Annotated in this window: 15 protein-coding genes; 5 read left to right on the top strand and 10 right to left on the bottom strand. The window is 64.7% G+C overall.

Annotation, left to right across the window (positions count from 1 at the left end; all coding sequences use genetic code 11):
• The 3 genes from A3764_RS01900 to A3764_RS01895 form a co-directional block, all read left to right on the top strand.
• A partial coding sequence (locus A3764_RS01900; RefSeq protein ID WP_067951101.1) for an acyl-CoA dehydrogenase occupies window positions 1–1,189 on the top strand: 1,189 nt, incomplete at its 5' end.
• A gap of 69 nt (window positions 1,190–1,258) precedes the next feature.
• Window positions 1,259–1,393, top strand: a complete 135-nt coding sequence (locus A3764_RS26210) for a hypothetical protein (protein WP_269084768.1) — start codon at window positions 1,259–1,261, stop codon at window positions 1,391–1,393.
• Entirely contained in the window at window positions 1,390–2,235 is an 846-nt protein-coding gene (locus tag A3764_RS01895) for a fumarylacetoacetate hydrolase family protein (protein WP_067927400.1), read from the top strand. The genes A3764_RS26210 and A3764_RS01895 overlap by 4 nt, the downstream gene beginning before the upstream one ends.
• A gap of 33 nt (window positions 2,236–2,268) precedes the next feature.
• Here the strand turns inward: A3764_RS01895 and A3764_RS01890 are convergent, their stop codons facing one another.
• The 9 genes from A3764_RS01890 to A3764_RS01850 form a co-directional block, all read right to left on the bottom strand.
• The gene (locus tag A3764_RS01890) at window positions 2,269–3,501 is read right to left on the bottom strand and encodes a mandelate racemase/muconate lactonizing enzyme family protein (protein ID WP_067927402.1); all 1,233 of its coding nucleotides are present in this window, start codon (window positions 3,499–3,501) and stop codon (window positions 2,269–2,271) included.
• Entirely contained in the window at window positions 3,498–4,088 is a 591-nt protein-coding gene (tmpB, locus tag A3764_RS01885) for a (R)-1-hydroxy-2-trimethylaminoethylphosphonate oxygenase (RefSeq protein WP_067927404.1), read from the bottom strand. Before tmpB ends, A3764_RS01890 begins: the two co-directional genes overlap by 4 nt.
• Window positions 4,085–5,230 (bottom strand): 2-trimethylaminoethylphosphonate dioxygenase, encoded by a 1,146-nt coding sequence (tmpA, locus tag A3764_RS01880; protein ID WP_443069120.1) that lies wholly within the window; start codon window positions 5,228–5,230, stop codon window positions 4,085–4,087. Before tmpA ends, tmpB begins: the two co-directional genes overlap by 4 nt.
• A 28-nt stretch (window positions 5,231–5,258) precedes the next feature.
• Window positions 5,259–6,347: a Zn-dependent alcohol dehydrogenase gene (locus A3764_RS01875; RefSeq protein ID WP_067927406.1), complete on the bottom strand. Its 1,089-nt coding sequence runs from the start codon at window positions 6,345–6,347 to the stop codon at window positions 5,259–5,261.
• A 92-nt stretch (window positions 6,348–6,439) separates the two neighbouring features.
• Window positions 6,440–7,639, bottom strand: a complete 1,200-nt coding sequence (locus A3764_RS01870; RefSeq protein ID WP_067927407.1) for a TCR/Tet family MFS transporter — start codon at window positions 7,637–7,639, stop codon at window positions 6,440–6,442.
• Window positions 7,640–7,642: 3 nt separating this feature from the next.
• Window positions 7,643–8,968 (bottom strand): lyase family protein, encoded by a 1,326-nt coding sequence (locus tag A3764_RS01865; RefSeq protein ID WP_067927408.1) that lies wholly within the window; start codon window positions 8,966–8,968, stop codon window positions 7,643–7,645.
• A 32-nt stretch (window positions 8,969–9,000) separates the two neighbouring features.
• Window positions 9,001–9,789, bottom strand: a complete 789-nt coding sequence (pcaD, locus tag A3764_RS01860; protein WP_067927409.1) for a 3-oxoadipate enol-lactonase — start codon at window positions 9,787–9,789, stop codon at window positions 9,001–9,003.
• 42 nt (window positions 9,790–9,831) lie between these two features.
• The gene (locus A3764_RS01855; RefSeq protein ID WP_067927410.1) at window positions 9,832–10,806 is read right to left on the bottom strand and encodes a threonine ammonia-lyase; all 975 of its coding nucleotides are present in this window, start codon (window positions 10,804–10,806) and stop codon (window positions 9,832–9,834) included.
• Between the two features lie 37 nt (window positions 10,807–10,843).
• On the bottom strand, window positions 10,844–11,527 hold the full coding sequence (locus A3764_RS01850; RefSeq protein ID WP_067927413.1) for a haloacid dehalogenase type II: 684 nt from the start codon (window positions 11,525–11,527) through the stop codon (window positions 10,844–10,846).
• A gap of 184 nt (window positions 11,528–11,711) precedes the next feature.
• On the opposite strand from A3764_RS01850, the gene A3764_RS01845 reads away from it, so the two are divergent.
• Entirely contained in the window at window positions 11,712–12,140 is a 429-nt protein-coding gene (locus tag A3764_RS01845) for an FKBP-type peptidyl-prolyl cis-trans isomerase (RefSeq protein WP_067927417.1), read from the top strand.
• 10 nt (window positions 12,141–12,150) lie between these two features.
• Here A3764_RS01845 and A3764_RS01840 read toward each other — a convergent pair whose 3' ends face one another.
• On the bottom strand, window positions 12,151–12,516 hold the full coding sequence (locus A3764_RS01840; protein ID WP_067927420.1) for a hypothetical protein: 366 nt from the start codon (window positions 12,514–12,516) through the stop codon (window positions 12,151–12,153).
• 145 nt (window positions 12,517–12,661) lie between these two features.
• On the opposite strand from A3764_RS01840, the gene A3764_RS01835 reads away from it, so the two are divergent.
• Window positions 12,662–13,318, top strand: a 657-nt coding sequence (locus A3764_RS01835; protein ID WP_443069363.1) for a THUMP domain-containing class I SAM-dependent RNA methyltransferase, incomplete at its 3' end; no start/stop codon positions are given.

Genomic DNA, 13,318 nt, shown 5'->3' with positions numbered 1-13,318 from the left:
TGCCCCCGATCTGGGTAATTTCGACTGGGCGGATCCGTTCCGCCTGTCCGACCAGCTCAGCGAAGATGAGCGGATGATCCAGGAAAGCGCCCGTGCCTATGCGCAGGAAAAGCTGCAACCGCGGGTTATCGAAGCCTTTGCCAATGAGCAGACAGACCCGGAAATCTTCCGTGAAATGGGCGAAATGGGGCTTCTTGGCGTCACGGTTCCGGAAGAATACGGCGGGCTGGGCGGCAGCTATGTGTCCTACGGTCTGGTGGCGCGCGAGGTCGAGCGCGTGGATTCTGGCTATCGCTCCATGATGTCCGTGCAGTCGAGCCTCGTGATGTATCCGATCTATGCCTATGGGTCGGAAGCGCAGCGCAAGAAATATCTGCCGAAACTTTCCAGCGGGGAATGGATCGGATGTTTCGGGCTGACCGAGCCGGACGCGGGCAGTGACCCTGCAGGCATGAAGACCCGCGCCGTCAAGACGGACACGGGTTATCGCATCAGCGGCTCCAAGATGTGGATCAGCAACGCGCCCATTGCCGATGTCTTCGTCGTCTGGGCGAAGTCCGAAGAACACGGCGGCAAGATCCGCGGCTTCGTGCTGGAAAAGGGCATGAAGGGGCTGAGCGCGCCGAAGATCGGCAACAAGCTGTCGCTGCGCGCCTCCATCACCGGCGAAATCGTGATGGACAACGTGGAGGTGGGCGAAGATGCGCTGCTTCCCAATGTGCAGGGGCTGAAGGGGCCGTTTGGCTGTCTGAACCGGGCGCGCTACGGTATCAGCTGGGGCGCGATGGGGGCAGCCGAATTCTGTTGGCACGCTGCCCGTCAGTACGGGCTGGACCGCAAGCAGTTCGACAAGCCGCTCGCCCAGACGCAGCTTTTCCAGAAGAAGCTGGCGGATATGCAGACCGAGATCGCATTGGGTTTGCAGGCGTCGCTTCAGGTCGGGCGGCTCATGGATGCGGCGAATGCCGCGCCCGAGATGATCTCCATCGTCAAGCGCAACAACTGCGGCAAGGCGCTGGATATCGCCCGGATGAGCCGGGACATGCATGGCGGCAACGGTATCTCCGGCGAGTTTCAGGTGATCCGCCACATGATGAACCTCGAGACGGTGAACACCTACGAAGGCACCCACGATGTCCATGCGCTGATCCTCGGACGGGCGCAGACTGGGCTGCAAGCGTTCTACTGATCTGCAAAATTGACTCAGACTGGTAAAGAGGGTGGAGCGGTAAGGCCGGTCCGCCCACTTGGGCAAGTCATGCCAAGCCTGAAAACCGCCATCGCTACCCTTTTCGAATCGGAGCGGATCGTGCTGGATGCCGTCGAAGGCGGATCGATCGATTTCGCCGGTTTCCAGGCCGTCTGGGCCGCATTCGAAAGGTCACGAACATGAAGTTAGCGAGGGTAGGAGAACCGGGGCGGGAGCGTGCCGCGATATTGGATGACGCAGGCAAACTGCGCGATCTGGGGGAGCATTTCGCGGATGTGGACGGCCCTGCGCTGTCGGTCGCCAGCCTCGCGGCCTTGTCGCGGCTCGACCTCGATACGCTGCCGGTCCTGCCCGACGATACGCGCATCGGTGCTTGCGTGGGCGGCGTGGGCAAGTTCCTCTGTATCGGTCTGAACTACCGCGATCACGCGGAAGAAGCGGGCATGGCGATCCCTGAACACCCGATCCTCTTTCTCAAGGCCAATTCGGCTATCTGCGGGCCGAACGACGATCTCGTACTGCCGCGGGGCTCGACGGCGACAGATTGGGAAGTGGAACTGGGCGTGGTGATCGGCACCCGTTGCAAATACGTCTCCGCGGAAAACGCGCTTGAACACGTGGCCGGTTATTGCGTCATCAATGACGTGTCGGAGCGGGACTTTCAAGCCAAGCTGACCGGGCAGTGGACCAAGGGCAAATCCTGCGACAGTTTCGGCCCGCTGGGCCCATGGCTCGTCACGACGGATGAGGTGCCGGACCCGCAGGCGCTGACGATGTCCTGCACCGTCAACGGCGAGACGCGCCAGTCCGGCAGTACCGAAACCATGATTTTTTCGGTGGCCGAGATTATCTCTCATCTCAGCCAGTTGATGACGCTGCATCCCGGGGATGTCATTTCCACCGGCACGCCGCCGGGGGTGGGCATGGGAATGAAGCCGCCCCTCTATCTGAAGGCCGGCGACGTGGTGGAATGCGAAATCGCGGGCATGGGTAGGCAGCGTCAGAAGGTGGTGGCCGACGGCTGACACCTCTCCGCGCCCGCTGCACCATGGCGGGCGTTACTCCTCCAGCGGTGGCGCGCCCCCGGCGAAGGTATTGCCCTCGACGTAATTGCAGGGGTCTTCCTGCATCTGCAGATGCAGCTCGTTACCCGTGTAGGCATGCGCGCGGGCGAGGTCTTCGTCCACATCGATGCCGAGGCCCGGGGCAGTGGGTGCGGTAACGAAACCGTCCTCCACCCGGATGCAGCCCCGGATCAGTTGATCGTGGAACGGGGTTTCGATGGTTTCGGCCATCAGCAGGTTGGGGATGGAGACGGCGAAGTGGATGTTGGCCGCCCATTCAACCGGTCCCGCATAGAGATGCGGGGCCATCTGGGCATTGTAGACCTCCGCCATTGCGGCGACCTTTTTCATTTCCCAGATGCCGCCCGCCCGGCCCAACGCAGGCTGCAGGATGCTTGCCGCGCCTGCGCGCAGGATCGGGGCGAATTCCGCCTTGGTCGTCAACCGCTCACCCGTGGCGACGGGAATGCGCACCGCTCCCGCGACGCGGGCCATCTCGGCGACATTGTCGGGGGGGATCGGTTCCTCGAACCAGAGGGGGCTGTATGGCTCCAGCGCCTGCCCCAGCCGGATCGCCCCGGCGGTGGTAAACTGGCCGTGCGTGCCAAAGAGCAGATCGGCGCGGTCGCCTACCGCTTCGCGGATCGCCTTGCAGAACGCGACGGATTGGGAAATGTCCGCCATCGCGGGCATATGGCCGCCGCGCAGGGTATAGGGGCCCGCGGGGTCGAACTTGATCGCGGTATAGCCCCGCGCCACGCAATCCGCCGCCGCCTCTGCCGCCATTTCGGGGGAGGTCCAGAACGCGGTGATGTCATGATGGGGCAGGGGATAGAGGTAGGTATAGGCGCGCACCCGTTCGTTCATGCGGCCGCCGATGAGCGCATGCACCGGGCGGTCCCGGTCCTTGCCGAGGATGTCCCAGCAGGCGATTTCCAGACCCGAGAAAGCGCCCATGACCGTCAGGTCCGGTCGCTGGGTGAAGCCCGAGGAATAGGCCCGGCGGAACATCAGTTCGATGTTTTCCGGGTTTTCGCCCTGCATGTGGCGGGCAAAGACATCCTCGATCACGTGGCGCATCGCCTCGGGACCGACCGAGGATGCATAGCATTCCCCCCAACCGGTCACACCGCTGTCGGTCGTGAGCTTCACCAATATCCAGTACCGCCCGCCCCAGCCCGGTGCGGGGGGCGCTGTGACGATGATGCCGAGATCCTGTAGCTTCATGGGGTCCCCCCTGCGTGCGCGTCCGCGACCCGTTGTATCATGGGCGCGTAGTGATCGAAGCCAGGCGTCTGCCGGGCCGGGTCCTTGCCGGCGTCGTCCCAGATCCGGACCTGAAGGATCGCATCCAGATTCGGCTCAGCGGCGAAGCGCCGTACTTCATCGGCATCCATCGGCCCGCCCTGCAGGTTCAGCGTATGTACCGAAGCCGGACTGAGCTTGTCGAAATAGGCGGGGTCGGTGGCGCAGAGATAGCGTTTGGCCGCCACGTGATGGCGGATCGGGTCTGTCACCTCATTGGGAAAGAATGGCGCAAGCACCCGCGCGCCCGCTTCTTCGTGCAGGTTGTCGGTGCCCTGTGCCAGCGCGTCGTCGGGGAATTCATTGGTGTAATGGCCAATGTCATGCAGCAGTGCCGCGACGATGGTGCGTTCGGAGGCACCGGCTTCCTCTGCCAGTTGCGCGGCCTGCAGCATATGCTGTGACATGGTCACACGTTCGCCCAGATAGCTTTCGGCGCCCCTGCGGGCAAAGATGTCGCCTATGAACTCGACGATGGTGCCGGTGGTCAGCGTCTCGGTCGTATTCATGCCGCGGCTCCTTCCAGTGCCGCGAGAGTGGAGAGGATGCCATCCTTGTCGGCATAGCATCCCTGCAGCCAGCGCGTGCCCGACCCGCTGTAGCCCTTGCGGGCATGCAGCACGCGGGTGTTGTCCACCACGAACCCTTCGCCCGGTGCCAGCTTGAACCTGACCTGCATCGCCTCATCGTCGATGATCGCGGCAAAGCGCCGGTAGGCCGCGTAATAATCGGCCATCCGGTCAAAGGGTACATCGGTGAAGGGTGCCGCCGAACGCGCGTTGAACCGCACCGCCTGCAGAACACCGTCGGGGGAAAGCTCGATCAGCGGGCGGCGCGCGTGAAGCGCCACGCCAGCGGAGCCGGTGTAGCTGAACCGCGCGCAATGCTGCGACAGTAGATCAAAGCCGCGGGGGTCCTCTTGCTGCAGCCGGCGGGCGGCCGCGAAACCATCGACCACCATGCTGTCGCCGCCCTCGGCGCTGTTTTCGAGACAGCAAAGAACCTGCACCGTCGGTTGCGGATCGCGGTAGGGGTTGTCGGTATGGGCCTGAAGGCCAAGCCCGGTGTAGGCGAGGTTCACGGGGTTCACCTCTGTCCGGACTTCGAAATGCCGACCATAGTTGGTTTCGCGCACATGGCCGAAAAGATCGACAACATCGAAAAGCGCGCCCGGTTCCTTGCGCAGGCCAGTGACCTTGGCCACCCCGTAGCGGCGCAGTGCGGCGAGCCAGCTGCGCAAGGCCTCCCCCCGGTCCTGCAATGCCGCCAGATCGGAAGACGGCAGATCATCACTAAGCGCATTGTCCCAAGCCTTCGCGCCCTCGGGCAGACGGCCCGCTTCGCGCGGCTGCGGCCTGTCGTAGGCATGGGCGGCAAGCCAGTCGCCGTCGAACCGCGCCTTGCGATCATCGGCGGCGAAGGTGACGGTGACCGACTTCCCCTCCAGTGTCGCATCGCTCAGGCGGCAGTCCTTTGGCAGGTCGGCAAGGGTGGTCAGTTTCTGCCCGTTACCGGGGTCGCGCGCCCAGTCTTCCTGCGCGTTGTCGCGCAGCCAGACCGCATGGAACCGCAGGCGTTCCCCGGCGGCGGTGGTCAGCGCCAGTATGTCCCCGCCGGATTGCAGCGTCGCTTCGGTCAGTTGCATGGCCATGCTCTCCTTTCCGGCGGGGCGGCAAGATTCAGCGGTCGAAGATAATCACGTTCCGCCGCGCCGCGCCTGTCTTGGTGTCTTCGATGGCTTCGTTGATCTGGTCCAGCGTCCAGCGACCGGAAATCAACTCATCCAGCTTCAGGCGTCCCTGACGGTAAAGGTCAACCATCCACGGAATGTCCCGCTGCACGACCACGTCGCCCATCTTGGAGCCGACCATTCCCTGACCTGTCGCCGCCAGCATTACGGGTTCATAGGTGGACATCGCGCCGGAATGGGGCATACCCACCATGATGACCTTGCCGCCACCCGCAAGGTAGCGCGGCGCGGTGTCATAGGCGGGAATGGCACCGACGGTAACGATCACCGCGTCGGCACCCCGGCCCATGGCTTTCTTGGCATCACGCCAAGGGCTCTTGCCGGTGGCGAGCACACCGTCGGTCGCGCCGAATTCACGGGCGATCTGCAGTTTCTCCTCGCTCATGTCCACGGCCACGATCCGCCGTGCACCGGCGATCCGGGCACCCTGAATGGCGTTGAGGCCAACGCCACCGGCGCCGATCACCACCACGTCCTGCCCGGTGCGCAATCCGGCCGCGTTCACCACGGCGCCGACCCCGGTGATGACACCGCAGGCGATAAGGCTGGCGGACTCCTTGGGAATATCGTCCCCGATCTTCACCACCTGGTTCTGTTCGACGACGACCTTCTCGGCAAAGGCGCCGGAGGCCATGGCCTGATGCAGCTTGCCGCCGTCCTTCGTTTTGAGGGGGCCCGCGTCGCCGTCATAAGGCGTTTCGCATACCGTCGGCTTGCCGCTGGCACAGCTGGGGCAGGTGCCACAGGCGCGGATCAGTGTCACGACCACGCTGTCACCCGGCGCGAGCCCCCGGACGGAAGGACCGACCGCGGAAATGCGCCCCGCCGCTTCGTGACCATAGACCGCCGGAAGCGATCCGCCCCACGCGCCGCCGGCGAAGGAGATGTCCGAATGGCAGATCGCCACGGCATCCAGTTCGACCTCGACTTCGCTGCCTTCGGGGGCGCGCAGATCGACCTCTTCGATAGTGAGGGGGGTGCCGAACTCATGGCAGACGGCGGCTTTGATCAGGGCCACGGCAGTTCCTTTCAGGTCTCGTTCAGGGGCGGAAGGTGGCCGTTCCGCGCCAGTGACGCAAGCGGCTTTTGCCTCTTGCGGTAAATCAACCGTCAGCTGCCTGTTCGCGCCCTTCTGAGAAAGAGCGCAAGCCCCAGCAGTGAAAGCCCCAGCGCCAGCAGAAAGGGAGCGCCGGGCAGGTAGACCGGCGCGCCCGTCCGGGTGAAGGCAGCAAAGGACCATGTCATCGCAAGCGGGGAAAGAATCATCGCAAGCGAAGACGCCGAGGTGAGTGCGCCCTGCAGTTCACCCTGTGCATCCGCGCCGACCCTCCGGGACATGATGCCCTGCAACGCGGGGGGAATGACCCCGGCCAATGCCGCAAGCGGCGTGAGCACCAGCGCGATGCCCCCCGATCCGACGAAGGCGAGCAGCGTGTAACTGAGAATGGAAAAGAAGAACCCCGCCAGCACGATACCGGCTTCTCCCGCACGGGTCAGCAGCGGGCGGATCAACACGCCCTGCACCAGCGCCATCGCGGTACCGTAGACTCCCAGCGAAATGCCGATTGTTCCGGGGCCCCAGCCATACCGCTCCTGCGCGAAATAGGCCCAGACGGCGGGAAAGACGGCAAAGGCCACGTGATAGAGGAAATAGATCCCCAGCAACCGGCCCAGCCCGGGCAGACGGCCCAGATGCCGTACGACGCCCAGCGGATTGGCGCGCCGCCATGACACCGGGCGCCGGTTCGCCCGCGTCACCGTTTCGCGCAGAACGAACCAGCCGAAGACGACATTGCCTGACGCAAGCAGCGCCGCCGCCCAGAACGGCGCGCGGGTGCCGTAGCCTGCAAGCAGCCCGCCAATCAGCGGGCCCAGCACGAAGCCCACGCCAAAGCTCGCCCCGATGAGGCCGAAGGCAGCAGCACGCCGTGCGGGTGGGGTGACATCCGCCATATAGGCGGAAGCGGTCGCCTGTGTCGCGGCTGTCACGCCACCCACAAGGCGGCCCAGTAGCAGCAGCCAGATCGTCCCCGCCAGCGCCATGACGATGTAATCCGCCGCCATCACGGCAAGTGAGCCCAGCAGCACCGGCCGGCGCCCGAACCTGTCCGACAGGGCGCCCACCACCGGGCTGAAGAGAAATTGCATCACGGCGAAACTGGTAGCCATCACGCCGCCCCAGACCGCCGCGCGCGCCAGATCGCCCCCGGTCACCTCGCGGATAAGGTCGGGCATCACGGGTACGATCAAGCCGATTCCCATGGCGTCGATCACCACGGTGATCAGGATGAAGACCGTCGCCGCGCGCATGGATCAGAGTTTCGCGACCCGTTCGGCGAAGGCACGGGCCATCGCGGGGGCCTCGCCCATCTGGCGGGCCGGATCGAAAAGGTCTGGAGGCAGGTCGGGGTAGTCGGCCCTTGCCAGTTCCGCCAGCGGTACGCGTTTTTCCTGTGCATCGCGGCAGAGCCGCTTGGTGACCTGTTGTGCTTCGGGCCGGGGCATCCTGTCGGTCAGCGCGAAACTCAGCGCCTCGGCATGGACAAGCCCGATCCCTTCGTCGAGCGTCGCGTGCATCCGGATGGGTTGCGGGCCGAGGCTGGCGGTCAGACGGTTCGCCTGCCCGAGTGCTGCCGCGCAGGTAAGCGTGAGTTGCGGGACCATCATCCACTCGGCGAACCATGCCGCCCCGTCGCGCTGGTGTTGATGCGCGGCGGCGGCCTGCAGGCCCGCGCGCAGCCCGGTGAACTGGTGGCCGAGCGCCACCAGCGCCGAGGGCCCTACCGGGTTCTGTTTCTGCGGCATGGTGGAGGATGCGCCCACCGCGCCGAGGCTCACCTCTTCCACGCCGCTGGCAGTGAGGCCCAGCAACGTCTGCCCGATATGGCCCAAAGCTGCGGTTACGCGGCCTTGCCAGTCCGCGATGCGCAGGATCGGGGTGCGGTCGGTGTGCCAGCTTCGCCCCGGATCGACGAGCCCGAGCGCGCCGGCCAGTGCGGCGCGGGTTTCCCCGGCCTGCGGACCAAGGGCAGAGGCCGTTCCCGCCGCGCCAGAGAGCGACACCCAGAGCGCGCCCTGACGCAGCGCAGGCAATTCCTCCAAGGCATCCGCCAAGGGCGCGCCGAAGGCTGCGATGACCGCCCCCCATGACGTCGGTGTGGCGATCTGCCCCCATGTCCGGGCCGGCATCGGTAGGCTGGCGTGTTCACCCGCGGCCCGCCCCAACGTGCCGAGGATGGCGCGTAGGTCGGTTTCCGCCAGCAGCAGCGCCTGCCGCAGGCGCAACATCAGCCCTGTGTCGATGATATCCTGACTGGTGGCCCCCCAATGGACGTATTGCGTGTGTTCGGGGGCCTGCATCTCTTGGCGGAAGGCAGCGACGAGCCCCGGCACGCAAACGCCGTTTTCGCCCGTGGGGGCGGCCAGCGCCCCGGGATCGATCTGTATTTCAAGGCTCGCCCGGTGGATGGCAGCGGCACTGATCTCGGGGATCACGCCGAGACTGCCCTGCACCTTGGCAAGCGCACCTTCGACCAGCAGCATCGCCCGGATCGCTGCCGTATCGGAAAACAGCCGCCCCGTCTCGCCGGTGTCGAAGAGGCGCGCGAAAAGCGGGCTGTCGAAAACCGAAGCCGCCATGTCAGCGCCGTCCCTTTCGCGTGAACAACTGGTCAGACATGCCCCACCCCCTTGAGGAAATCGGTGAGGATACGGCCGTATTCCTCGGGCTGTTCGACGCAGGGCAGATGGCCCGCCTTGCGGATCAGGGCGAACTTGCTGGCCGGGATCAATTCTACCGTCTCGCGCACCAGATCGGGCGGGGTGGAGCCGTCTTCGGTGCCCGCGATGCCGAGTGCAGGCAGGCGCAGCCCGCTTGTGGGGGTCATAAAATCGGTATGCGAGATCGCGGCGGAACACCCAGCGTAGCCCTGCGGCTCCTGCCGGACCAGCATGTTGCGCCACAGCTCCAGTTCGGGCGTGTCCCGGAACTCCTTGGAGAACCAGCGTTCCATGACCGCATCGGCAAGGGTTTCGATACCGTCGCGCAGAACGGTGTCTATCCGCTCGGCCCAGATTGCCCGGGTGCCGATCTTGCTGCCGGTGTTCGACAGAACCAGCGCCCGCACGATGTCGAGCCGTTTGACGGCGAGCCCCTGCGCGATCATTCCCCCGATGCTCAGCCCCACGAACACGCATTCGCGTACGTTCAGGTGATCCAGCAGGCGTTCGACGTCGGTGATCAGTGCGCCCATGGCATAGGGGGCGGGCGGGCAGCTCGACAATCCGTGCCCGCGCTTGTCATAGCGGATAATCCGCAGACCTTCGGGAAGATGGGGGAGCACCGGATCCCACAGGCGCATGTCTGTTCCCAGCGAGTTCGCGAAAACGACCGGCGGGCCATCGCGCGGGCCCTCGTCGCGGTAGTGCAGCCGGACCTCGCCGGTGTCGAAAAGATGCATGGTGATCTCCCTTCCGTGGTGGTGCGCCCTGAACTGCGCGGCTTAGTGCAACGTCTCCAGCGCCCGGGCGAAGATGTCCGCATCCACGTTTCCGCCCGAAATGGTGACGATCACCTTTTCAGTATCGCCGAAGGCCTCGGGGTGAAACAACACCGCCGCAAGCGCCACGGCGCCACCGGGTTCGGCTACCAGTTTCAGCCGGTTGAAGGCATGAGCCATGGCCTGCAATGCCTCCGCGTCGGTGACAGCGATGCCCGGCCCGGCCAGCCGTTGCATGATGGGAAAGGTAATATCCCCGGGCTGCGGCGTCACGATGGCATCGCAGATGGAACCGCCCATGGCGGGATTGCGCAGAATGCGCCCTGCGGCCAGCGACCGGGTGGTATCGTCAAACCCTTCGGGCTCCGCCGGGCGGGCGCGCAGCCCGGGGGCTTCGGCCTCGAACGCCAGTGCTGTGCCGGACGTCAGACCGCCCCCGCCGCAGCAGATCACCACATCGGCCTGCGTGATGCCCAGTGCGGCGGCCTGCCGCGCAATCTCCAGCCCCATTGTGCCCTGGCCCGCGATGACCTGCGGCTCGTCATAGGGTTTGATCAGGGTGAGGCCCCGTGTCCGCGCCAGTTCGGCGCCGATGTCTTCCCGGCTCTCCCTGTTCCGGTCATAGAGGACTACCTCGGCGCCATAGGCGCGCGTATTGGCGATCTTCAGTTGCGGCGAATCCTCGGGCATGACGATGACCGCCGGGGCCCCGTGCATTCGCGCGGCCAGCGCGACACCCTGCGCGTGATTGCCGCTGGAATAGGCAATGACCCCCTTGGCGCGGACCTCTTCCGCCAGCGCCGAAAGCGCGGAATAGGCACCGCGAAACTTGAAGCTGCCGGTATGCTGCAGACATTCCGGTTTGATCCAGACCCGCCGCCCGGCGATTTCGTCCAGCAACGGCGCATTGAGCAATGGGGTCTCGCGCACATGTCCGGCGAGCCGCGCGGCGGCGGCCCGGATCATTTCGATGTTCATTCCATTTCCTTCACGCCTCGGTCCATCGTCACGCGGCTCAGGCCGCAAGATCCGGGATTCCCGAAAGATCGGTCAGTACGCTGTCTGGCTTCCAGGGCAGACGATCCACCGGATCGCCACCCCGGTTGACCCAAGCTGTCACGAAACCATAGCCTTTCGCCGCCGCTGCATCCCAGCCGTTCGACGATACGAAGAGCACCTCTGACTTGGTGCAGCCAAAACGATCCGTCACCAGATCGTAGACCTGACCGTTCGGTTTGAAAATTCCGACGCTTTCGACCGAAAGGCAATCGTCCAGCATGTCGCCGATACCGGCAGATTTGATCGCACCTTCCAGCATGCCGGGGGAGCCGTTGGACAGGATCGCGGTATTCAGCCCGGCCTGCTTCAGCGTGGCCAGCATGGCAGGCACCTCAGGATAGGCCTGAAGCTCCCAGTAGAGTGCCAGAAGCCTTTCGCGCAATTGGGCATCCCTGGCGTGGCCGGTTTTTTCCAGCGTCCAGTCCAGCCCGTCCTGCGTGACCTGCCAAAAATCGGTGTGGGCCCCGGTGATCGCCCGAATCCACGAATATTGCAGCTGCTTCTGCCTCCAGAATTCCGCGATCCGCGGCCAGTCGTCCGCGATATCCCTGTGGTCCGGTTCGGAGGCCGCGCGCCTTGCGGCGGCGCTGACATCGAACAATGTACCATAGGCGTCGAAGATACAGGTGGTAACGGGCATACCGGCTCCCTTTTTGATACCGCCAGACTGTCATGGGGCCGAAGCGGGGAAAAGAGCGGAAATTGCGCGGTCCGGGGCAGGGGTTTACTCTTGGGGTCAACTTCTTCAGGGTGCGTGCCGAATCGGAGCACCCGCGCAGATACGTGGCCTCCCCCCTTTTTCCTTTATATTCCGGAGTATTCAGATGGCTGAGGTCAAATCAGGCGATACCGTACAGATTCACTACACAGGCACCCTGCAGGACGGCACGACGTTCGACAGTTCCGAAGGGCGCGACCCGCTGGAATTCGTCGTGGGTTCGGGCCAGATCATTCCCGGGCTCGACAATGCGCTGCCCGGCATGAACGAAGGTGAGCGCAAGACCGTCAAGGTCGACAGCGCCGAAGCCTATGGCCCGGTGAACCCCGAAATGCAGCAGTCCATCCCGCGGGAAGGCATCCCGGCGGACATTCCGCTGGAACCGGGCACCCAGTTGCAGATGCAGACGCCCGATGGGCAGGCGATGCCGGTGACGGTCGTTTCCGTGGATGAGGCGAGCGTGACGCTTGATGCGAACCACCCGTTGGCTGGCAAGGATCTTCAGTTCGATATCGAAGTGGTAAAGATCGCCTGATCGGCAATCGTCAGCGAAGAACGTAGCGCGCCGGAATCTGGCGCGCTGCGAAACCGGCAGCGGCGGGGGTGATGACTGCCGCGACTGGCATGACAAGTCGCGGAGAGCCTGCCGCGCGTTGGGCAAGCTGATAGGGCTGCGTGCCCACTTCCGCACGTTGACCCGCCTTGTCGCCGTCGCGCTGGGTGGCGGCGATTGCGGCCTGCGGCATCGCGATGCCGCGCAGCGCCTCGCGCAGTTCCGGTTCGCTCTGCAGGGTGACGCCGATGGTGATCGACAGGGCCAGACCGGACAATTTGCCAAGCCTGCGTGCCAGCTTGGCCCGGTTCCGGTGGTCGCTTTCCCTTTTTTGGCGGTATGACAATATCAGTGGCATGACCCCATCCTGAAGGCGAATCGTGAAAGAACGATGGCTTTCGCATTAATTCTTCGCCTTTCTTCCGGCACGGTTCGTGGGCTTCGTGGCGCAAGTAGGGCGGTTTGCCCTTCTCTCCCTGTAAGGCAGGGCATAGACAGCCCGTATGGATGAATTCGAAATCTACCTCGTCTGTCCCCCGGGGCTGGAAACCGCTTTGCTGGCCGAAGCGCAGGAGAAGGGATTCGCCGATCCCACAGCGAACAATGGCGGGGTCACCATCAGGGGAGGATGGCCCGAGGTCTGGCGCGCAAATCTGGAATTGCGCTGCGCAACCCGGGTCCTGGCGCGGATCGGCAGCTTCATGGCATTCCACCTTGCCCAGTTGGACAAGCGCGCCCGGCGGTTCGAATGGGGCAAAGTGCTGCGTGCGGAGGTCCCCTTGCAGGTGCAGGTCACGAGCCGGAAGTCCAAGATTTACCATGCCGGTGCCGCCGCCCAGCGGATCGAAACGGCGCTGCGCGACTCTCACGGATTTACGGTCGATGCGGCAGCGGAACTCGTCCTGAAGGTCCGGATCGAGGACAACCGCGTCACCCTCAGCCTCGATACCACGGGCGAAGCCTTGCACAAGCGCGGGCACAAGCAGGCTGTCGGCAAGGCCCCCCTGCGCGAAACCATGGCGGCGGCCTTTTTGCGCCAATGCGGCTACGATGGCCGCGAACCCGTGGTGGACCCCATGTGCGGATCGGGTACGATTCCCATTGAGGCGGCGGAAATTGCCGCCGGCCTCGCCCCGGGCCGAACGCGCGAATTCGCGTTT

The organism is Sulfitobacter sp. HI0129 (genome assembly GCF_001635395.1).
Lineage (GTDB): Bacteria > Pseudomonadota > Alphaproteobacteria > Rhodobacterales > Rhodobacteraceae > Sulfitobacter.
This window is presented reverse-complemented; position numbering and strand designations above follow the sequence as displayed.